Annotated in this window: 18 protein-coding genes and 1 tRNA gene; 7 read left to right on the top strand and 12 right to left on the bottom strand. The window is 67.5% G+C overall.

The window, feature by feature from the left end:
- Window positions 1-438: 438 nt before the first annotated feature.
- Complete coding sequence (locus C2R22_RS06545; RefSeq protein WP_103425048.1) at window positions 439-1,092, top strand: bifunctional 4-hydroxy-2-oxoglutarate aldolase/2-dehydro-3-deoxy-phosphogluconate aldolase; 654 nt, start codon at window positions 439-441, stop codon at window positions 1,090-1,092.
- A 47-nt stretch (window positions 1,093-1,139) separates the two neighbouring features.
- Here C2R22_RS06545 and C2R22_RS06550 read toward each other — a convergent pair whose 3' ends face one another.
- The 8 genes from C2R22_RS06550 to C2R22_RS06585 all read right to left on the bottom strand — a co-directional run bounded on the left by C2R22_RS06550 (window position 1,140) and on the right by C2R22_RS06585 (window position 9,327).
- Window positions 1,140-1,823, bottom strand: coding sequence for a carbonic anhydrase (locus tag C2R22_RS06550; protein ID WP_103425049.1), 684 nt, complete (start codon window positions 1,821-1,823; stop codon window positions 1,140-1,142).
- 51 nt (window positions 1,824-1,874) lie between these two features.
- Window positions 1,875-2,330: a hypothetical protein gene (locus C2R22_RS06555; protein WP_103425050.1), complete on the bottom strand. Its 456-nt coding sequence runs from the start codon at window positions 2,328-2,330 to the stop codon at window positions 1,875-1,877.
- A 218-nt stretch (window positions 2,331-2,548) separates the two neighbouring features.
- Window positions 2,549-2,619 (bottom strand) — tRNA-Gly (locus C2R22_RS06560).
- A gap of 410 nt (window positions 2,620-3,029) precedes the next feature.
- Entirely contained in the window at window positions 3,030-4,046 is a 1,017-nt protein-coding gene (locus C2R22_RS06565) for an NAD(P)/FAD-dependent oxidoreductase (protein ID WP_103425051.1), read from the bottom strand.
- A 146-nt stretch (window positions 4,047-4,192) separates the two neighbouring features.
- Window positions 4,193-4,867, bottom strand: coding sequence for a class I SAM-dependent methyltransferase (locus C2R22_RS06570; RefSeq protein WP_103425052.1), 675 nt, complete (start codon window positions 4,865-4,867; stop codon window positions 4,193-4,195).
- Window positions 4,868-4,925: 58 nt separating this feature from the next.
- Window positions 4,926-7,073: a type II secretion system F family protein gene (locus C2R22_RS06575; RefSeq protein ID WP_103425053.1), complete on the bottom strand. Its 2,148-nt coding sequence runs from the start codon at window positions 7,071-7,073 to the stop codon at window positions 4,926-4,928.
- Between the two features lie 2 nt (window positions 7,074-7,075).
- A complete protein-coding gene (locus tag C2R22_RS06580; protein ID WP_103427595.1) occupies window positions 7,076-8,737 on the bottom strand; it encodes a type II/IV secretion system ATPase subunit in 1,662 nt (553 codons plus the stop codon).
- A gap of 86 nt (window positions 8,738-8,823) precedes the next feature.
- Window positions 8,824-9,327: a DUF7549 family protein gene (locus C2R22_RS06585; RefSeq protein WP_103425054.1), complete on the bottom strand. Its 504-nt coding sequence runs from the start codon at window positions 9,325-9,327 to the stop codon at window positions 8,824-8,826.
- A gap of 86 nt (window positions 9,328-9,413) precedes the next feature.
- Between C2R22_RS06585 and C2R22_RS06590 the strand changes: the two genes are divergently transcribed.
- The 5 genes from C2R22_RS06590 to C2R22_RS06610 all read left to right on the top strand — a co-directional run bounded on the left by C2R22_RS06590 (window position 9,414) and on the right by C2R22_RS06610 (window position 13,740).
- Window positions 9,414-9,905 carry a DUF5793 family protein gene (locus tag C2R22_RS06590; RefSeq protein ID WP_103425055.1) on the top strand — a complete coding sequence of 164 codons (492 nt, stop codon included), beginning with the start codon at window positions 9,414-9,416 and terminating at the stop codon, window positions 9,903-9,905.
- Window positions 9,906-10,035: 130 nt separating this feature from the next.
- Window positions 10,036-10,665 carry a uracil-DNA glycosylase family protein gene (locus tag C2R22_RS06595; RefSeq protein WP_245902909.1) on the top strand — a complete coding sequence of 210 codons (630 nt, stop codon included), beginning with the start codon at window positions 10,036-10,038 and terminating at the stop codon, window positions 10,663-10,665.
- Window positions 10,666-11,113: 448 nt separating this feature from the next.
- Window positions 11,114-12,127, top strand: a complete 1,014-nt coding sequence (locus C2R22_RS06600; RefSeq protein WP_103425056.1) for an MBL fold metallo-hydrolase — start codon at window positions 11,114-11,116, stop codon at window positions 12,125-12,127.
- 94 nt (window positions 12,128-12,221) lie between these two features.
- Window positions 12,222-12,506 (top strand): DNA-directed RNA polymerase subunit L, encoded by a 285-nt coding sequence (locus C2R22_RS06605; RefSeq protein ID WP_103427597.1) that lies wholly within the window; start codon window positions 12,222-12,224, stop codon window positions 12,504-12,506.
- Between the two features lie 163 nt (window positions 12,507-12,669).
- Entirely contained in the window at window positions 12,670-13,740 is a 1,071-nt protein-coding gene (locus tag C2R22_RS06610) for a lysylphosphatidylglycerol synthase transmembrane domain-containing protein (RefSeq protein ID WP_103425057.1), read from the top strand.
- Window positions 13,741-13,758: 18 nt separating this feature from the next.
- Here C2R22_RS06610 and hisF read toward each other — a convergent pair whose 3' ends face one another.
- The 3 genes from hisF to C2R22_RS06625 all read right to left on the bottom strand — a co-directional run bounded on the left by hisF (window position 13,759) and on the right by C2R22_RS06625 (window position 18,732).
- Entirely contained in the window at window positions 13,759-14,577 is an 819-nt protein-coding gene (hisF, locus tag C2R22_RS06615; protein ID WP_103425058.1) for an imidazole glycerol phosphate synthase subunit HisF, read from the bottom strand.
- Between the two features lie 516 nt (window positions 14,578-15,093).
- Entirely contained in the window at window positions 15,094-16,866 is a 1,773-nt protein-coding gene (locus tag C2R22_RS06620) for an alpha-glucosidase (protein ID WP_103425059.1), read from the bottom strand.
- A gap of 90 nt (window positions 16,867-16,956) precedes the next feature.
- Entirely contained in the window at window positions 16,957-18,732 is a 1,776-nt protein-coding gene (locus C2R22_RS06625; protein WP_103425060.1) for a glycoside hydrolase family 13 protein, read from the bottom strand.
- Between the two features lie 222 nt (window positions 18,733-18,954).
- Between C2R22_RS06625 and C2R22_RS06630 the strand changes: the two genes are divergently transcribed.
- The gene (locus C2R22_RS06630; RefSeq protein ID WP_103425061.1) at window positions 18,955-19,185 is read left to right on the top strand and encodes a DUF7550 family protein; all 231 of its coding nucleotides are present in this window, start codon (window positions 18,955-18,957) and stop codon (window positions 19,183-19,185) included.
- A 200-nt stretch (window positions 19,186-19,385) separates the two neighbouring features.
- Here the strand turns inward: C2R22_RS06630 and purL are convergent, their stop codons facing one another.
- Entirely contained in the window at window positions 19,386-21,500 is a 2,115-nt protein-coding gene (gene purL, locus C2R22_RS06635) for a phosphoribosylformylglycinamidine synthase subunit PurL (protein WP_103425062.1), read from the bottom strand.
- Between the last annotated feature and the right edge of the window lie 154 nt (window positions 21,501-21,654).

Raw genomic sequence — 21,654 nt, forward strand, 5'->3', positions numbered from 1 at the left:
GGTTCGATAGGCGGGTGTGGACTCGCCGATGCACCGACCGACACGGTCCAGAAGGCCGCGCAGTACACGGACGCGGCGTGACCGCAGGCCTCACCTCTCCCCACCCGGTGCGGTCGGAACGGGACCCGACCGCGGCCCCCGGAGCGACTGTGCCGCTCCGAGCCTTCGTTCAGTTCCTCCACGAAGACCTCGCGCGTTCGCTCGCTCCTTGCAGTCACTCGCTCTCACGCGCCGACCGCCATGACACGGTGCGGTGGCGCGTGACGTCATGCGGTCTCCGTGCTCTCCGGCACATCTGGTGAACCTGCCTCCCATGGAACCCCCCTCCCGTGAACCCGCACGGCACTGCTGACCGCTCGGCGCATCCTCGTACCGGATCCTCCCACGTTAACCGCTCACTCGCCGGGCTTTAATATCGAGTCGGGCACAGCCACGGGTATGAGCCTCGACAAGCACGACGCGATGCAGCGCCTCTCCGAGAGCGGGACCGTCGCGGTGATGCGCGGCGCGGACGCCGACACCCTCGTCAAGACGGTCGACGCCCTCCGGGAGGGCGGCGTCACTGCCATCGAGATCACCGCGGACAACCCCGACGCGCTGGCGATGATCGAGTCGGTCGTCGGGAGCTTCGACGACGAGGTCATCGTCGGCGCCGGGACCGTCCTCGACGGCTCGACGGCGCTCGACACCATCCGCGCGGGCGCGGAGTTCGTCGTCGGCCCCACCGTCGAGGAGGACGTCGTCGACGTCTGCAACCGGTACGGGACGCTCGTCGCGCCGGGGGCGTTTACTCCAACTGAAGCGCTCACCGCCTACGAGGCCGGCGCGGATTTCGTGAAGATATTCCCCGCGTCTTCAGGAGGGCCTGGGCACCTGGGCGGCATCAAGGGCCCGCTGCCGCAGATTCCGCTCATGCCCACGGGCGGCGTCGACGCCGACAACGCGGGCGACTTCATTCGCGCCGGTGCCGAGGTGGTGGGTGCGGGCAGTGCCCTGGTTCCCGGCGACGCAGTCGAGTCCGGCGACTTCGAGACCATCACCGAGAACGCCCGCGCGTTCACCGAGGCCGTCGAGGCGGCGCGGTCGGCGTAGCGAGGAACGCGTCGTCCGATGAGTGCGTCGCCCGGCGAGTCGAACGCTCAGAGCAGCGACCGAACGGCGTCACGGTGCTCCTTCCCCACCAGGTCGGCCGGGTCGCCGTCGCCCGCCGCTACGAGGTAGGTCCGTCCGTCCTGGTCGCCGTAGCGGTGGTGGAAGTCGTAGACGAAGCCGTAGACGGCGGCGTCCGTCTCCCCCGAGACGAACTCGCACTGCTCGCGGACGTTGTACTCGACGAGGCGGTCGACGACGGCGCTCTTCTCGCCGCCGAGGTCGACGGGGGCCTCCTCGACCATCGTAATGAGCGAGTCGAGGTCCTGCTGGACGCCCGGCGGGAGACTCTCCAGTTCGGTCTCACCCGTGACGACCTCGTAGGCGGCGGTGACGGCCCCACAGCCCGTGTGGCCGACGACCGCGACCACGCCCGTGTCGGTGAACGTCACCGGATACGCGACGCCCCCGTCGAGGACGCGCTCGCCGTCGACCTCCACCGTGGAGCGGTTGCCGATGTTCGCGACGGTGAAGAGCTGTCCCGGCTCGGAGACGTCCCACATCCCCTCCTGGGAGACGCGCGAGTCCGAACAGCAGACGGAGACCACCGGCGGAGACTGGGCGTCGCGGACGGCGTCGAACTCCGATTCGTCGTGCTGGGCGACGTGGCGGTCGTTTCCAGCGAGGAGGTCGGTGAGGATCTGTTCGGGACTGTCGGAGTGGTCGTGGCTCATATCGGAGACGATAGCGCCGACCGACAAATTCCCTTGGAAATCGGTCGTGGCTCACTCCTGTGCGCCCGTGTCGGCCGTGGACGCTCCGCCGGCCGACGCTCCCGACTCGTCCGCTGTCTCGGCCGACGTACCCCTCCCGAGGACGGTCCGAAGGCCGATGAGGACGTACGCGAGCCCGATGACACGCGCCGCCGGAACGACCCACGAGGCCAGTTCGATGGTCTCGCTTCGCTCGTACGCCAGCTTCAAGCCCAGGTCAGCGGCCCGCCGCGGCGCGACGGCGATGAGAACGCCCAGTAGCCCGACCGGCACTCGGAGCAGTGACGACGTACTGCGTCGGGAGAGCAGTACCCAGAGTACCCCCTCGATTCGAGTCGCAGGGCGAATCCACGAGCGGAGTTCCGCCTCGCCGCGGTCGTCGAACGCGAGTCGCTCGGCGACGGCGACGATGCGGCCGGGAAACAGCGCCTCGATCAGTCCGGCGAGCGTGAGGAGTCTGGATGCCATGGTTCGTGTTGGTTCTCCAATATGAAAAGTTGCGATGGTGGCTGCGAGTCGGTGAAAACGGTCGAGACGCGCCGCTCGGGAGTCGGGTTCGCAGAATGCGCCGGCCGGGATATCGAACCGAAGCCAGACGTGCTCGCTCGTGCCTCGCTGCGCGCGACTGGCAGGGTTCAGAATCCCGTCGAGGCGCATACACGCCTCTCACTACGTTCGAGTCGGTATGCGCCGGCCGGGATTCGAACCCGGGCCATGAGCTTGGAAGGCTCAGGTCCTACCACTAGACCACCGGCGCGCTCGTTCGCTGCGCTCACTCGCGCGCCGAGCCTCCACCTCCTTTCGTTCGGTGGAGACACCGGCGCTCACACGAGTGGAAGCCAGCGTCGTTCTCTCGTATCCGACCCCGGAATAAGGACCTTACGTTACTCGACAGCGTGGCGTGTGACGGCGCGGGCTCCGTGGCCGCGCCTCACGCGCGAGGGATGAGCACCGAAGCGCCGCAGGCGCGAGGAGCGCAATCGGCTGGGGGGTCTTCGCGAGTGCAACGAGCGAACGGCTCGAAGCGGCTCTGCCGCTTCGGTGGACGAGGCATCACCACCCTAGCGAGTCGCTTCTCCGGGACGCTGTGTTCACGGGCGACACCGTCTCGTCTCGCCTCCGAACCCGCGACACCACCTGAAGACGACGGGCTGTCTCTGAGTCCAGCTAATCGTCGCCGTGTGTCCGCGCCGTCTCCCGCAACTCGTCCGAAATCGAGGGAACCGTCTCCGCGTCGACCGGTCCCTCCGCCTCGATCTCCTCCAGCGACTTGGGGAACTCCCGAAGCTCCATGTGGATGGCGATGCCCGCCTTCGCGCCCATCCCCATCGCCACCGGAATCTGGTTGTGGCCGGGGACGATGTCGCCGACGGCGTACACTCCATCCACCGACGTGCGGCCGTGGTCGTCCGCGTCGATGGTGCCGTCGTCGTTCAGGCCGACGCCGAGTTGCTCGGCGAGGTCGGTGTTGTAGTTCGAGCCGTACATGGCGAAGCCGCCCTTGTACTCTCTCACAGTCCCGTCCTCGAACTCGAAGCTCTCCAGCCAGCCGTCGTCGTCCTTCGTGAGGCCGACGACGTCCTCCTCGACGATATCGACCGGGTGTGCGCGGACGAGTGTGTCGGTGTCGTCGCTCCACGTCGGCTCGTCTCCCCGGAGGAGCAGGTCGACCTCGTCGGTGAAGTTGAGCATGATCATCGCCACGTACGCCGCGGAGTCGGAGTGACCCATCACGTACACCGACTCGTCGACGAACATGTACGCGTCACAGTGCAGACAGTAGTGGAGGCCACGACCCGTCCGCGGGAGCGGCGGGTCCGGGCGCTCGTCGTTGAAGCCCGTCGCGAGGACGACGCGCTCGGCGACGTACTCTCCCTCGTTCCCGGCGAGACGGAACCGGCCGTCGTCGGTCCGCTCGACGTCGGTGACGAAGTCCCGGATCAGAGAGGTGCCGTACTCCTCTAGCTGGTCGCGGGCGGTCTGGAGGAACTCGTTGCCCGACACCGACTCGGGCACGCCGATGACGTTGTGGGTGTCGAGCATCATCGCGGCGCGCCCGCCACCTCGGTCGACGAGCGCGGTGTCGTGTCCCAGTCGCGTGGTGTACAGCGCCGAGGTCAGGCCGGCGGGGCCCCCGCCGACGACGATCACCTCGAACTCCGCTGCGGAAGAGGAATCAGTCATCACTCTCCCCTTGGACTGCGGAAAGATAAACGCCGGACGTTCGTGCGTCGATCGAATCCAGCCGGTCCGTGTTGACAACGCACACGATCTCGGTACGAGCGGACCCGCTCCGGACGGCCGCCTCCGCGTGACGCGCGGGCAGAGGGTCAGCCCCGATGTCCGTCCGTTCCGACGACGGCGTAGCAGTTACCGCTGGAGACGAACACGTCGTGGACGACGAGCGCCGAGGCGTCGAGGTCCGCCTCGAACTCCGCGGGCGCGTAGATGTGGTAAAATCGCGGGACGGTCTCGCCGCCGGGCAGCGTCCAGTCGACGGTGGTGTCGAACCCCCTGTCACTCTCTTGCTCTGCGAACCGGTCGTGGGTCGTCGACCACGCGCTCACCAGTCCCCGTCCTCCGCGTGTGAGAACCCGCGCGAGTTCGTCGAGGCTCGCGACGCGGCGCGCACGCGGGGTGAGGTGGTGTACGGCGGCGACGTACACCGCGAGGTCGACCGTCTCTGTCTGGAGGGGAAGCGCGGCGGCGTCACCCTGCAGGAACGCCGCGTCGAACCCCCGGTCCGTGGCTCGCGCGCGCGCCTCCCCGAGCAGTCCCCGGCTGACGTCGAGACCGACGACCCGTTCGGCGTGGTCGGCCAGGAGTTCGGTGTGGCGTCCGTTCCCACAGCCGACGTCGAGCGCCAGCGCACCGCGGCGTTCGGCGAGGAACGTCTCGACCTCGGGCCAGGCGTACTCGCGCGTGGCGGCGAAGTGCGTCGCGATCCGGTCGTACGTCCGCATCGTGTTGACCACGTTGCCCCCCTCTGCGGCGTCGCCGTCCATGCGTGGACTCCGAGGAGCGTCGACAAAAAGTCCGTCACTCGCGTCGCGGACCACGAACTCAGACGATCTGGAACACGACGTAGGTGACGAACACCAGGAGCGTCGCGTGTTTGAGACCGTCGGCGACGCTCCCCTCGCCGAGTTGGCCCGCGATGAGTCCCGAGAAGACCCCCTGGACGAGCGTGACGTGGAAGAACAGGAGCGAGTACGCGTCGGTGTTGACCTCCCCGAGGCCCGAGAAGACGCTGGACGAGGCGACCGAGTCACCCGAGAACGCGGCGCTCTGGCTCGCCGACTCGATGGCGGGGACGAACGAGACGGTGAGCGCGACGATGATGCCGAGGAAGACGAAGAAGGAAACGTAGATGACGACGAGGTAGGTCAGCATCTGCTGGCGGCGTTCCTCCCGGAGCGACCGCGTGTCCTCGGTCTCGTTGGCGGCGATGCGCAGGACCGGGGAGATGTCGCCGCTGGCACCCATCGCGTTGGTGACGAGCGCGACCGACCGCGTGAGCATCGGTGCTCGCGTCCGGTTGGCCATGCGCTGGAGTGCGCTCGCGACGTCCGCGCCGTACTCGATGTCACGGTGTGCCCGCCGGAGTTCAGTGCCGAGCGCCCCGAGGTCGGTCTGGGAGACGCGCTTGATACTCGAGACGACTGTCAGCCCCGCCTCGTTGACGCTCGCCATCCGGTCGAGGAAGTCGGGCGTCGCGTTCTCGATGTCGCGGTAGGTCCGCTTTCGAAGCTCGTAGACGAGCGACAACAGGCCCATGACGAGCAACAGCGCCTCGACCAGCGGCTTGTCGACGACGTCGACCAGCCGGTACGCCTGCAACCCCTGCATGGTCGGGACGCCGGTCGTGAAGACGACCGTTCGGTCGAAGGTGAGCGCGACCCACACGAGCGCGACGGGTATCGTGAGATACAGCGTGACGATCGGGTCCTGCAGCAGTTTCCCCTTCGGGTCGTCGAGCCACGCGCGGATGGGTGCGGCCCGGTCGTACGCGCGCAGTTGCGCGTAGTTCCGGGCGTCGCGCGCCGCGTCGGCGTCGGCGGTTCCGCCGTCGGTCGCCGCCGTGCGTGCCGCCGCGTGTCCGGGCAGGCCCTCCCCCGTCGCCTCGCTCTCGATGTCGAGGTCGCTCTGCCAACTCGACGCCCGGAGCGAGTCGGTGATGCTGTCGATGTAGACGATGAACGCGACACTCGCGAGCGGGATGCCGAGGTAGGTGACGACCTGAATCAGGGGCAGGGTGTCGGAGATGACGAGGCCGATGACGACGAGGACCGTGATGAAAAAGAGCGGCCCCGCGACGAGGACGGTGACGTATATCTCCGCGAACGTCTCGAGCAGTTCGAGGTACGTCTGCTGCTGGGCGGCGATTTCGTCCTGGTAGCGCTCGTACTGCTCGTGGAGGAACGACGAGAGCGCCCGACCGGAGCCGAGGACGCTCGCGAGGTTCTCGGCGAACTCCTCGAGTCCGTCGCTCGGCGTCCGCCTCGCGGTGTCTTCGAGCGCGGTGATGATGTCGGTCCCGAACGTGTTCGTGTCGCGGACGGCGACGGCGAACTCCTCGGCGGCCTCGCCGTACACCTCGCGGTTCGCCGCGAGCGTCTCCAGCACCTTCGGGAACGGCATCCCCGAGCGCGACAGCGCGTAGATGAACGCGACGGTCCGCGGGAGCGTCGTGTCGATGCGGTTCGCCCGCGCGCTCGCCACTTGGTCGAGGTAGAGCCAGCGTCCCCAGTAGCCGACGACCGCTGCCGGGAGCCCGAGGGCCAGGACGGCGACGACAAGCGAGCCGAGCAGTCCGAGGACCGTCACCTGCGCGACGCTGTCCCCCGCGAAGAACACGCCGACCGCCGGTCCGGACAGCCCGGCGGCACTGGCGAGCGCCGTCGGGCGCACGTCGAGGAGGACGAGCAGGAGTCCACCGACGTAGACGACTCCGACCGCGCCGACGACGCCGAGGGCGGTCGAGACGAACAGGGTACGCGAGGCGAACCGGCCGTAGGTCTGGTCGACGTGTGCGGCGCGCATCCGTTCGACCTCCCGCCTCCGGCGCGACCCGTCGCGGTCGAGGAGCGAACCGAACAGTCTGAGGCTCATCCGGGTGAGAAGCCGGTCGAGGCGGTCGTCGAGGAACGTGAGGGCGACGAACGCCCCGAGGAGAGCGACGAGGACGAGCGGGACGAGGAGAAGCACCATGACTACTCCGCGGGGACCTCCGCCTCGCGGGCCTCCTCGACGCGCTGCATGACGCGGTCGGGGTGGACGTAGTACTCGTTGACGAGCGCGGTGAACGTCCGGTAGTCGTTCACCCCGCGCTCCGCGAGGAACCGGAGGAAGCGCTCGCGGTTCCGCATCTCCCGGCGGAGTTCCGTCTGCGTCCAGCCGCGGTCGTCGCGGATGTCGTCGAGGAGCGTGCTGTCGAAGCGGTCGAAGCTGTCCGTCTCCGCGTTCCACGCGAAGGCGTTCGAGTAGTCGAGTTCGCCCGTCCGCTGGTCGATGCTGCCGATTTCGCCGATGCCCTTCGAGCGGCGAACGCGCTCGCCGTCGAACCGCGTGAGCGTCTGCACGCACAGCAGGTCCAGCGACTGCACCATGGCCCGCGGGACGTTGATGGGCTCGTTCTCCAGTCGGTTGATCACCGTCTCGACGCTGTCGGCGTGCATGGTCGAGAACGTCGTGTGCCCGGTGTTCATCGCCTGGAACAGCGTCACGGCCTCCTCGCCGCGCACCTCGCCGACGATGATGAACTCGGGCCGGTGTCTGAGCGCCGACCGGAGGAGGTCGTACATGTCGATGTCCGCCCCCTCGTGGAGTCGGGTTCGCGTGACAGAAGAGAGCCAGTTGTCGTGATACAGCGTCAGTTCGCGGGTGTCCTCGATGGTCAGCACTTTCGACCGCGGCGGAATGAACATCGACACGGCGTTCATCGACGTCGTCTTCCCCGACGCCGTCCCGCCGGCGAAGATGAGCGAGCGGTTGTTCTCGATACAGAGCCACAGGTACGCCATCTGCTCGACCGAGAACGTCCCGTAGTCGATGAGGTCGATTGGCGTGAAGGGCTCGTCGGCGTACATCCGGAGGGTGAAGGCCGACCCCCGGGGGGTGACCTCCTCGCCCAGAGCCAACTCCGCGCGCGACCCGTTCGGGAGCGTCGTGCCGACGACGGGGTCGCCGACGCTGACGTGTCGCCCCGACCGCTGGGCGAGTCGGACGACGTAGTTGTCGAGTTTCTCCTGGTCGAACGTGACGCTCGTCTCGATGTCGGTGTAGCCGCTGTGGTAGACGAAGATGGGCAGGTCGTAGCCGTCACACGAGATGTCTTCGATGTGGGGGTCGTTCATCAGCGGCGTGACCCGGTCGTACCCGAGGAAGTCACGGACGAGGTAGTACCACAGCGCGTGGAACGTCCCGACGTCGATGTCGACGCCGTACTCGTTGAGGAGCGATTCGAGTTCTTCCCTGAGTGCAATCGCGTCCAGTACGTCGGTTCCGTCCCGGTACAGGAGCGGGTCGCGGATGTCGCGTCGGACCCGTTCGAGGAGCGTCCTCCCGAACGCGTCGAGGTCGGGTTCGACCACGTTGTACCGGTGCTCGCTCGCCTCCTCGTCGTAGGTGACGACGACGTACGTGTACGGCGCGTTCACCCAGTAGCGTTCGACCTCATCGTGACCGGGCGGAAGCGAGAACTCGCTCAGTGGCCCGTCCACCGACGGCTGCAACGGGCGATACTCGAACCCGCCGATACCGACCATCCCGAGTGCCCGCCGCACGCCGCGTCGCAGTCCGCTGAGCGGTCCCGTGACCTCCTCCGTCGGCGACACCGGGTCCTCCCCGTCTTTCTCTGTAGTTTGCCGAGACATTACGGACTCCTGATACTGACGGGAGGTGAGCGGACCGAGCATAAAAACGTTCGTCCGGCCTTCTCAGGGGTGAGACTGAGAGCGTCTCAGTCGGTCCGGTCGATGGTGAGGAGCACCCCGCCGAAGACGAGGAGGAACACCACGCCGAGGGGGATGGGGATGCCGGGAAAGCCGCGGGTGAGAAGCAGGTACGTCGCGGCGGCGAGGACGACGCCCGTCAGTCCGAGGAGCGCGCCGACGACTCTGACGGGGTCGACCGGGAGCGCCTCGACGCGCGCTTCGGCGAGGTAGTAGAGTATCGAGAAGACGAACGCGACGGCGAAGACGGCCGCGCCGACGGCCCACGCCTGGTAGGCGACGGCGATGGAGTTGCCGGCCTGAAACGAGATGGCCGACAGCGGGTCCAGTATCAGGGTCCCCTCGGCGAACGGCACGCCGTAGGCGTACCTGATCTGGAGGAAGGGAAAGCGAACGAACAGCACGCTCCCGCCCGCCACCGAGGAGAGCATCACGTTCCAGGGGATGAACGCCGACAGCCACGTCGACAGGACGGCGAGTTCCCCGGCGTACTCCGAGCGGACCCAGACCATACCCGGAGGCCACGTCGAGAGCGAAAAAAGCTGTCGGGAGCGGGCGTTACGTTCATACGGGGGCGTACCTTACCCCCGCACGTCGAATGAGGCGCGATTACTTCACGTTGGACGTCCACGACGTCGATTGGGTCGACGAAGGCGGAACTCCCCAGCAGCCGCTGGTACGAATCGATTTCCACGGACCGCACGACTCACTCACAGAGCGCCTCTCTACCGCCGACGGTGACCTCCTCTCCGCGGCCGAGACTGACGTCGCGTTCCGACTCGTCGACACGCTCGACGACGGCGAGGACGGCGACACCGACGAGCCGAGCGGCGTGGTCGGCGTCACGAACCGGCTGACCGGCGACTTCATCCTCGAACTCAACGAGTCCGCCGAGAACGTCTTCCGGTTCATCAAGGCCGCACGCGAGTACGGACGGCACGCCGACGCGGACGACGGGCGCTACCGGGTCGAGATAACGCTCGACGGCGACGACCTCGCCGTCTACGAGAAACAGACGTTCCTCGTCTACGACGCCGACGGCCACCTCCTCCGCTCGGAGAGCCTCATCCCCTCGGGCGTCGAACTGTAACTGTCCCTGAGCCGTCGCCGGTTCTCCTCCGTTCTCCGCTCGCCGTTCTCACGCGCCCGTGACCGGTGTCTCCCGCCGATTCCGACACGAAACCGCGGCGATTTAACCACCGCCGTTCGTATCCGGCCTCGTGAAGAACGTCACGGACCGGACGAGCAACCCCTTCGGGATGCGACCGGACTGTGCCCGCTTCGTTCCCGGCTACGGCGACGCAAACGCGCACTTTCACGTCATCGGCGACCACCCCGGCGTCCACGGCGGTGCCGACACCGGCGTCCCGTTCACGAACGAGGCTGGCCACCGACTCCAGGCCGCACTCGCCGAGGCAGGACTCCTCGAAACCACGGGCGACGAACCGACGGTCGACCGAACCTACCTCTCGTACCTCCACATGTGCGTCCCCGACGGCGACGCCCCGACGGAGGCCGACTACACGGAACTCGAACGCTACCTCGACGCCGAACTCCGCGCCATCGCGGCGCACGTCCTGCTCCCGGTCGGCGCGCGCGCGACGGCGTACGTCCTCAGGAACCACACGGCGCGGCCGGCCGACGACGGACTCGACCTGCACGCCCTGCACGGCACCGAGGTTCTGGGGTCGGGCTTTCTCGTGGTCCCCGTCCTCGACCCGGCGGAGTGGACCGACGCGGAGCATGACCGACTCGTCGACGGCCTCCGCGAACTCCAGCGGACAGACTACCGCCGCGAGGTCGACCTCGGGCGGTTCCTCGCCGGGGACCAGCCGTATCACGTCCGGTGACAGCGGTCGAGTCGGCGTCCGTTCTCGACCCAGTTAGCCGACGTCACGGCCGTCGGGAGTCGACACCGTCGTTCGACCGGAACGTACACGAACGACCGTGTGGGATACGTTGTCATCTAACATTATCCAGTTATCTCCCTACTCGAACGAACAACATGATACTCAGTACTGAAACAATGGTTGTAATTGGCGGGAACACCACCTTTTTCAGCACATCTCTGCAATAGGGGAATGACGCGCGTGGTGTCACATGCCGCCGGGCGCGTCAGGCACCTGCAGGACTGGTGCTCCTTGCAGTGGCTTGGTCAGTCCGGGGCCCGCCTCAGCCGCGGTCCCCGTTTGCCTTCGTTCACCGGCATCACGTCCTCGTTCTCGTCGGTCACACGCTCCGGTACCGTGTGGTCTACGCCCGGAAACACTCATTACGTCGCCCTCGTGAGGGGACGGTATGTCTACGAACTCGAGTCCGTCGCCGGGGACGGACGTTCGACGTATCCAGCTTGGGAACACCGTCTTCGAGGGAAAGAACGACGTCTACGTGCTCCACGAGGGGGACGAACTCGCACTCGTCGACGCGGGCGTTGCCCTCCCGGAGACCAGAGCGGAACTCGAATCGGGGCTGCGTGACCTCGGCTGTGCCCTCGACGACGTCGGCGACGTCGTTCTCACTCACTGGCACGCCGACCACGCGGGTCTCGCCGGAGAGATCCAGGCCGAGAGCGGCGCGACGGTCCACGTCCACGCCGCCGACGCCGACCTCGTCTCGGGGTCGGCGTCGGCGTGGGAGGACTACCGCGCCCGCGAGGAACGACGCTTCGAGGAGTGGCGGCTCCCGGCCGAGTCACGCGAGGCGCTCCGTTCGTTCATCGACACGCACTCCGACGGCCGCGGCGAACCGGTCGACGTCTCTCCCATCGAGGACGGCGACCGCCTGCGCGTCGGCGGCGTCGACCTCACGGCCGTCCACCTGCCGGGACACGCGGCCGGCCTGTGTGGGTTCGCGTTCGAGCGCGAGGGTGCGAAAGAGGCGTTCGTCGGCGACGCCGTCCTCCCGAAGTACACGCCGAACGTCGGCGGCGCGGACCTCCGCGTCGACGCCCCGCTCCAGCAGTACGTCGAGAGCCTCGGACGGGTCGTCGACGCCGGATGGCGCCGCGCGTGGCCCGGTCACCGCGACCCCATCGACGCGCCGACCGACCGAGCCCGGACGATTCTCGAACACCACCGCGAGCGGACGCGCCGCGTCGTCGGCGTGCTCGACGACCACGGCCCGTGCGACGTCTGGACCGTCTCGGCGCACCTCTTCGGCGACTTAAGGGAGATCCACATCCTGCACGGTCCCGGCGAGGCGTGGGCACACCTCGACCACCTCGCACACGCCGGCGCCGTCGAGCGTGACGGCCACGGGTACCGTCTCGTCGACCCCGCGGTGGACGTCGCGTCGCTGTTCCCCACCCTGTGAGCGGGCAGGTCCACCGTGGACCGAGTCGCGCGGCGCCGTGAGCGGCGCGACCGGACACGAAACGTTGAAACGCGTCACCGGAAAACGAGAGGGTATGGAACTGCGGGTCATCGACAAGACGGACGAGCAACTCCGCCTCGAGATCGCCGGCGAGGACCACACGTTCATGAACGTCCTCAAGGGAAGCCTCCTGGAGACGCCGGGCGTCGCCGCGGCGACGTACGACGTCAACCCCGAGCAGTCCGGCGGACAGACCGAACCGATCCTCACGCTGAAGACCGAATCGGGCGTCGACCCGCTCGACGCGCTCGCCGACGCGGCCGGGCGCGTCCAGGAGATGACGACCGCGTTCCGCGACGCGTTCGAGGCGGCGCTCTGAGTTCGGTTCGATTCACTCAATTCAGCCCGGTTCGCTGAGTTCGGCTCGACATCCGAGAGACGACTGACTCGCGCTCGCAGGCCGTCGGTTTAACCGTGGTGGCACTGAATCCTGATTCGTCAGCAGCGAGACCGCGTCTTCGGTCCTCGTTCTCTGGTCCACCATGTCGGACACGAAATCAGCGTCCCCGTCCGCGTCCACGTCCACGTCGGAGGCCGCGAGCGAACCGAACGCCTCCGTCGACCGGCGGACGCTGGCGAAAGTCGGCGTCGGACTCGTCGCCGCTCTGGTCCTCATCTACCTCTTCGGGAGGGTCATCGGGTGGGGCGAGATCACGTCGGCCCTCGGCGAGGCGAACCTCTGGTGGGTCGTCCCGGCGTGTCTCTCCTCGCTGGTCTGCCTGGTGGTCTGGACGAAGTCGTGGGACGTCATCCTCGGCGTTCTCGGCGTCGACATCCCGTTTCGCTCGCTCGTCCCGATCTACTTCGCCGCGACGTTCGCCGACTACGTCACCCCGTTCGGGAAGGCCGGCGGCGGCCCGTTCATCGCGTACGTGCTCTCGACGGACGACCGCGCCTCCTATCAGGAGAGCCTCGCGGGCGTCGTCACGGCCGACCTGCTCAACCTCCTCCCGTTCTTCACGTTCGCGGGGGTGGGCTTCGTCGCGCTGACGGCCACCGGCTCTCTCCCGTCGCGCGCCGACGCGCTCGTCCTCGGGCTCGCCGTCCTGGCGTTCGTGCTGCCGGGACTGCTCTTTTTGAGTTGGCGGAAGGAGGCGCTCGTCCGGCGGACCGTCGTCCGAATCGTCTCGCCCATCGCCGCCCGGACCGACCGCGTCTCGGTCGACTCGGCCCGCCACCGCGTCGTCGACTTCTACCGCCGCCTCGACGTCATCGCCGAACACCCGCGGACCCTCGCGTACACGCTCGTCTTCGCGTACACCGGCTGGGTGTTCTTCGCCGCGCCGCTGTACCTCGCCGGCCGGTCGCTGGGCGTCCCGCTGGACCCGTTGTTGGTATTGTTCATCGTCCCGGCGAGTACACTCGCCGGCGTGACGCCGACGCCGGGCGGTCTCGGCGGCATCGAGGCGGCCGTCGTCGCCCTCCTCGTCGCGCTCACGCCGACGGCACCCTCGGCGGCCGCCGCCGTCGCACTCCTCTACCGCATCGCGAGCTACTGGTTCGTCGTGGCCGTGGCCGGCCTCGCGGCGCTGTACGAGGTCTACACCCACTGATTGTCGGTCCCCCCGTCCCTACTCCGGAAGACGGACCGGGACGTCGCGCTCGGCGAGGTACTCCTTGACCTCGCGGATGGTGTACTCGTCGAAGTGGAAGATCGAGGCCGCGAGCGCCGCGTCGGCGTTCGCCTCGGTGAACACCTCGTAGGCGTGTTCGGGACCGCCACAGCCCGACGAGGCGATGACGGGCGTCGAGACGGTGTCGCAGACGGCTCGGGTGAGCGGGATGTCGTAGCCGTCCTTCGTGCCGTCGGTGTCGATGCTGTTGACGAACAGTTCGCCCGCACCTCTCGACTCGGCCTCCTTCGCCCACTCGACGACGTCGACGCCGGTTCCCTCGCGACCGCCCTTCACGGTGCACTCGAACCAGCACGACTCGCCGTCGACCTCCTCGTAGAACTCGCCGGATTCGTCGTATCGGCGGCGTGCGTCGACGGAGATGACGATACACTGCGAGCCGAACGCGCGCGCGCCCTCGTCGATGAGGTCGGGGTTTTCGAGGGCGGCGGTGTTGATCGACACCTTGTCCGCGCCCGCCCGGAGCGTCTCTTTGATGTCCTCTCTGGTTCGGATGCCGCCGCCGACCGTGAGCGGGATGAACACCTCGTCGGCGACCTGCGACACCGTGTCGAGCATCGTCTCTCTGCCCTCCGCCGAGGCGGTGATGTCGAGGAAGACGAACTCGTCGGCGCCCGCCTCGTTGTACCGCTTCGCCATCTCGACGGGGTCGCCGGTGTACTTGAGGTCCTCGAAGTTGACGCCCGTGTAGACGGCCGCGTTCCCCTCGTCGTCGAGGTCGACGTCGATACAGGGGATGATTCGCTTCGTGAGCATTCCTACCGGAAACTCGCCGGGACCGGGTTTCACCGTTTCGTCTGCGGTGAGTCTTCGGACAGACGCGCGAGGGGACGCCGTGCGCCAGCAGGGCACTGCGGTGGCGCGGCCGGGGCGACTCCGGCCGCCCCGTCGCGCGAGGGATGAGGACCGAGCGAGCGGCGGGAGCGAGGTCCGAATCGGCTGGGGAGGACCGTGGCTTCACCGCCCTGGCGGCCGCGCGGTTTTCGTGCTCGCCGTCTCGAATCCGCTCTCACGAACGCCCAGCGGCCCGCTCCACGCTCACGGACGGCCGCAGGTCCACCCTCACAGATGCCAGTAGGATCGAACCGACTCGCACATCCACCCCGACGCGAACGTTCAAATACCAGCCCGGGACCAACGCCGCTCACCACGAGAGACGATGACCTGACCGACGACCACGGCGCGACACGCGGAGTGCGGTCCACCGCGTCGTGACCCCGAACGGGAACGAAACCGAGGCCGCCGTGTCCGCCCTACTGTCCCCTCGTCCAGCTACGCTAGCCGGTACACCCGCGCCTCCCACGGCCGCAGCGTCTCTCGTTCGACGCGCGTCGAGTCGACGTCGTAGTTCGAGACGATGACCTCCTCTGCGTCTCCGGCGACGCTCGCGGGCGGCTCGAACTCCGTCTCGGTGTCCCCGAAGTTCAGCACCGTCAGCGTCTGCTCCTCGATCGTTCCGTCCTCGTCTGTCACCGTCCGCGTGTAGACCCACAGGCGGTCGTGCTCGGGGAGAAGGAGGTCGTACGAACCGTACACGAGGACGTCCTCCTCGTGACGCAGCGAGATGAGGTCGCGGTAGTAGTGCCAGACGGAGTCGGGGTCCGCTCGCTCGCTCTCGACGTTCACCTCCTCGTGATTGGGGTTGACCGGAATCCACGGCTCGCCGTCGGTGAATCCCGCGCTGAGGCTCGAATCCCACTGCATCGGCGTCCGCGCGTTGTCCCTGGACCGATACCGGACGAGGTCGAGGAGTTCGTCGTCGCTGGCGAAGCGTCCCCTCCGTTCGAGCGTCTCGACGTTCCTGAGCGTGTCGACGTCGCGGACCTCTCCGAGCGAGGTGAAGGGGTAGTTCGTCATCCCGATTTCCTCGCCCTGGTAGATGAACGGCGTGCCCTGTAGCGTGTACAGAAGCGTCGCGAGTAACATCGCCGACTCCCGCCGGTAGCGCTCGCTGCCGAAGCGCGAGACCATCCGCGGTTCGTCGTGGTTGTTGAGGTACAGCGAGTTCCACCCCTCGCCGTCGAGCCCCTCCTGCCAGCGCGTGATGGTCGCTTTCAGCTCTCGGACGCTCCAGTCGGCCTTCGACCAGCGGCTCCCGTCGGGGCCGAAGTCGAGGCGCATGTGGTCGAAGTTGAACGCCATGCTCATGCCGTCGCCGTCCTCGCCGAGGAACTGTCTCGCCTCGTCGACGTCCATCTCGACCATCTCGCCGACGGTCATCGCGTCGTCGGGGACGGCTTCGTCGTGGATCTGTCGGACGTACTCGTGGACGCGCGGGCCGTTGACGAACTCGTCCGCGCCGCGGACGATGGCCGTCTCGTCCTCGCCGTCCGGGAGTTCCTCGGGCTTGGAGATGAGGTTGATGACGTCCATCCGAAAGCCGTCGATGCCCCTGTCGAACCAGAACTCCATCATGTCGAACACCTCCTCTCGCACCCGGGGGTTCGCCCAGTTTAGGTCCGGCTGTCGCTCGTCGAACACGTGAAGGTACCACTGCCCGCGTTCCTCGTCGAACGTCCACGCCGACCCGCCGAAGAACGACTCCCAATCGTTCGGTGGGCGCTCGCGGACGTCTCGCGGCAGACCGTACTCGGCGGGGTCGTAGCGACCCTCCTCGTACTCGGCCTCGGAAACGGGTTCGCCGTCGCGCCAGAAGTAGAAGTCCTCGTACCCTTCCTCTTCGGCCCGCGACCGCCGGAACCACGCGTGTTCGTCGGAGGTGTGGTTCACCACGAGGTCCATGATGAGCCGTATTCCACGGTCGTGCAGTCCCTCCAGCAACGCCTCCCAGTCGGCCATCGTCCCGAACGTGTCGAGAATCGCCCGGTAGTCGGAGACGTCGTAGCCGTTGTCGACGTTGGGAGACTCGTAGACGGGGCAGAGCCAGACGACGTCGACGCCCAGTGCGTCGAGGTAGTCGAGTTTCTCGACGACTCCCTGCAGGTCGCCGATACCGTCGCCGTTGCTGTCGTTGAAGCTCCGAGGGTAGATCTGGTAGACGACGGATTCCTTCCACCACGCTCGGTCGTCGTCAGGGACAGTCATTGAATAAACTCGATAACGAGTATCCTTTTCTCCATCGGTCCACGCGGCGTGTGAGGTTCGTGTGCACGCCTCGTCTGCGTTGTGAGTCGATCAGCGCTCGTGGTGGTAGACTCGCGCCTCCCACGGTCGGAGGTGGAGGTCGCCCGCTGCGAGTTCCCCCTCGGCGTCGGCGCCCGCGTCACCGTCGCCGCCGTCTCCGTAGTTCCCGATGAGGAGCGTGGCGTGGTCGCTCGTGACCACCTCCGAGAGACCGACGGCGACCTCGTCGTCGGAGAAGTTCAGGGCGACCAGAAGCTGTTCGTCGCTCTCCTCACCCGTGAGCGTCCGGGTGTACACCCACACCGTGTCGTCGTCGGGGAACAGCGGGTCGTACTCGCCGTAGACGACGACGTCGTACTCACTGCGGAGGCTGATGAGGTCGCGGTAGTAGTGCCAGACGGAGTCGTCGTCGCGCCGTTCGGACTCGATGTTCACCTCCTCGTAATTGGGGTTGACCGGAATCCACGGCTCGCCGTCGGTGAACCCCGCGTTCGGATCGGACGACCACTGCACCGGCGTCCGCGCGTTGTCGCGGCTGTTCGCGCGGACCACCTCCTTCACCGCGTCGAACGACTCCACGTCGCCGTCCGCGATGGCGTTTCGAAGGGGGTTGAGCGTGTCCACGTCGCGGAACTCGTCGAGGGAGTCGAACGGGTAGTTCGTCATCCCCAGCTCCTCTCCCTGGTAGATGTACGGCGTCCCCCGAAGCGTGTGCAGGAGCGTCCCGAGGAGCTTCGCCGACTCCCGGCGGTACTCGCCGTCGTTCCCGAACCGCGACACCATCCGCGGCTGGTCGTGGTTGTTGAGGTACAGCGAGTTCCACCCCACCTCCTCTAGACCTTCGTCCCAGCGGTTGAACACCGCCTTGAGATCCGAGAGCGCCCACTCGCCGCGCTCCCAGATGGCGTCGCCCCGGTCGAGCAGCATGTGCTCGAAGTGAAAGAGCATCGAGAGGCCGTCCTCGTCCGGGTCGAGGTAGCGACGCGCGTGCGCCATCGGCATCTCCGGCCCGAGCATCTCCCCCACCGTGAGATACTCGTCGTCGAGGACGCGCTCGCTCATCTCCGAGAGGAACTCGTGGATTCGCGGGCCGTTCGTCGATTGCGACATCGCACCGCCGAACGGATCCTCGGGGTCGTTCGGCAACCCGTCGGGCTTGGAGACGAGGTTGATGACGTCCATCCGGAAGCCGTCGATACCCTTGTCGAACCACCACTCCATCATGTCGAACACTTCGTCTCTGACCCGAGGGTTCTCCCAGTTGAGGTCCGGCTGCTTGACGTCGAAGAGGTGGAGATACCACTCCTCCCGCCCGTCGTCGTACGCCCACGCGGGGCCGCCGAAGAACGACTTCCAGGCGTTCGGTGGGGCCTCTCCCTCGGGTCCCTCCTTCGCCGACCACGACACCTCGTCGGCGTCGCGGCCCTCGCGCCACCAGTAGAAGTCCTCGTACCCCTCCTCTTCGACGCGCGACCTGACGAACCACTCGTGTTCGTCGGAGGTGTGGTTCACCACGAGGTCCATGATGAGTTTGATGTCACGGGCGTGGAGTTCGTCGAGCAACGTTTCCCAGTCGGCCATCGTCCCGAACTCGTCCATGATGGCCCGGTAGTCGCGGATGTCGTACCCGTTGTCCGCGTTGGGCGAGTCGTACACGGGGCAGAGCCAGACGACGTCGACGCCGAGGTCGTCGAGGTACTCGACCTTCTCGACGATGCCTGGAATATCGCCGATGCCGTCCCCGTCCGAGTCGTTGAAGCTCCGTGGGTATATCTGGTAGACGACCGCCTCCTTCCACCACCGCCGCTCGATGTCGCGTTCGCTCATGGTTCGAAAGCGCACGATGAGACGGTTTGGTTCCGTCGATTCGTCCCCCGCTCCTGACACGTCCGTCGTTCGCGGTGTGGCGCCGTGAGACGTTGGGGTTCTCAGCCTCGGCGTGTCGGCGGTGAGTCACTGGTGGTCGATCCGTTCCCGTCGCGAGCGACGAACGAGAACAGTCGTCGGCGATTCCCCGCAGTTTTTGTATCCTGCCGCGTATCCCCGCGTATGGACGACCACGCTCACGGAGACGACCATCACGCGGGCGAAGGCCACGAGGACCACCGGGGGCAGAGCGAGGGCGAAGACGTCGGCCACGGCGACTTCCACGGCGCCAACGAGGACCACCGGACCACCTCGCCGATGCAGGCGTTCAGCACCTCGCAGGTCGGCATCGGCCTCGCCGTCCTCGTCGTCGGCCTCGTCGTCGTGTTCGGGATTCCGCTGCTCGCAGCCTGAGATATCACTCTCTCTCAGCCTCGCGGGACTGTTCGGTGGCCCGCTCGCGGACGTGGGGCTCAGAAACGTCGGCGTCGTGTTCAGCCCGATTCGCCCCGTCTCGGACGGTGTCGGTTCGAGCGCCGACCTGCCTTCCCTCTGAGACCACGCTGCGACGGCGGGGCGTGTTCGGTTCTCCCCCGGGAGACGGCTCCCCGCTCTTACTCCAGTTCCCTCGTGAGCACGTCCCGTAACTCCTGAATCTCCTCGTAGCCGTACGTGAGCGTCTCGCCGACGACGTCGAGCGTCAGCGTTCCGTCACCGGTCGCCTCGCCCACTTCGGCGACCGGTGCGACGTCGTCGAAGCGTTCCCGCACGTGTTCGGGGGCGGTCGTCTCGACCACCGCGCGGCCGGGCGTCTCCTCGAAGCAGTCGCCCACCGAGTCGACGGCGGCGTCGACGCCCCCGTCACGTCCGACCATCTCCGCGAGCGTCACCGCGAGGCCGCCGTGGCTCACGTCGTGGACCGCGAGCGTCGACTCCTGCCCCGCGACGTCGGCGAGGGCGTCGACGACCGCCGTGGGCTCTTCGGGGAGCGTCGGGAACCGGTCGCTGCCGCCGAACTGCGCGAGGAACTCCGACCCGCCGAGGGCATCCCCGCTCGCCCCGACGACGAGGAGCGTTCCCTCCCCGGCGACGCTGGCGGGAGGCGCGTCGTACGTGTCGGAGACGCCGACCATCGCCAGCGTGGGCGTCGGCGGAATGGGGCCGGAGACGGAGTCGTTGTACAGCGAGACGTTTCCGCCGACGACTGGTACCGAAAGCGTCCGGCACATATCGGCGAGGCCGTCGACGATGCCCCTGAAGCCGCCGTACACGTCCGGCTTCTCCGGGTTGCCGCCGTTCAGACAGTCGACGGCGGCGAGGGGCCGCGCCCCTTTCGCCGCGAGATTCGTCGCGTTCTCGAACGCGACGGCGCGAGCCCCCTCGTACGGGGCGGCGCTCGTCCAGTTGGGGTCCGCTCCGGCCGAGATGGCGAGACCCTTTCCGGCCTCTCTGATGGCCACGAGCGCGGCGTCGTCGCCCGGGCGGACGGAGGTTCGGTTGCCGACCTCGTGGTCGTACTGGCGGTAGACCCACCGCTTCGACGCCGTGTTCGGGCTTCTCACGACCGACTCGAACGCCTCCGCCGGAGCGACGTCCGGGCGGTCGACCTCGGCTTCCGCCGGTTCGACCGAGTCGAGGTCGTTCATCGGCGCGCCGTCCGCGAGGAACTCGGCGGGGACGTCGACGACTGTCTCCCCCTCGAAGGTGCAGACGTAGTTGCCATCGGTCACCTCGCCGATGACCGAACAGCCGAGGTCGAACCGTTCTGCGAGTTCGCGGACGCGCTCGACGTTCTCGGGGGCGACTTCGTAGCACATCCGCTCTTGGGACTCCGCCAGCAGGATTTCGAGCGCGTTCATGTCCGGTTCGCGCTGGTGGACGCGGTCGAGTTCGATGCGCGCGCCGAGGTCACCCTTGGCGACGAGTTCGGAGGAGGCCCCGCCCAGCCCCGCGGCCCCGAGGTCCCGCGCGGCCAGCACGAGTCCCTCGTCGATGAGCGCCTCGTTACACTCGATGAGGAGTTTCTCGGCGTAGGGGTCGCCCACCTGCACCGCGGGCCGGTCCTCCGTCTCGGCGTCCTCGCTCAGGTCCTCGCTGGCGAAGGAAGCGCCGCCGAGACCGTCTCTCCCGGTCGCGTTCCCGACGAGGACGAGTTCGTTGCCGGGCGACTGAGCTTCGGCGGTGACCAGTCGCTCCGGGGAGAGCAACCCCACGCACGCGACGTTCACCAGCGGGTTCCCCTCGTAGTCGGGGTGGAAACAGACGCTTCCTCCGACCGTCGGAACACCGATGCAGTTCCCGTAGTGGCTGATACCCTCGACGACGCCCTCCAGGAGGTACCGCGAGTGCTCGTTCTCGAAGGGGCCGAAGTACAGCGAGTCGGTCAGGGCGATGGGGTACGCCCCCATCGACAGCGTGTCGCGGACGATGCCGCCGACGCCCGTCGCGGCGCCGTCGAACGGGTCGACGTACGAGGGGTGGTTGTGGCTCTCGATGCCGAGGGTGATGTAGACGTCCTCCTTCCCCGGCAGCGCGACGACGGCGGCGTCGTCGCCGGGACCGACGACCACCTGCTCACCCCCGCTGTCGAACGCGGTGAGGAGGGGCCGGGACGACCGATAGGCGCAGTGTTCGCTCCAGAGGTTCTCGAAGAGCGCGGCCTCGGCTCCCGTGGGTTCCCGGCCGAGTTCGCGCTCGACGATAGCGCGGTCCGAATCGCGAAGGCTCATTCACTTCCCTGTCTATCCCGTCCCCATTAATGCGTTTCCCTATCCACGTTCGTGGATAGTACGGGCGTCGCGGTCGTCCGTCCAGCCGTGGACATCGATGCGGACCGCTCGCCCGCCTCACTCCCCGAACGAGGAGGAACTATGACGCTCCCCG

It is taken from the genome of Salinigranum rubrum, from assembly GCF_002906575.1.
Lineage (GTDB): Archaea > Halobacteriota > Halobacteria > Halobacteriales > Haloferacaceae > Salinigranum > Salinigranum rubrum.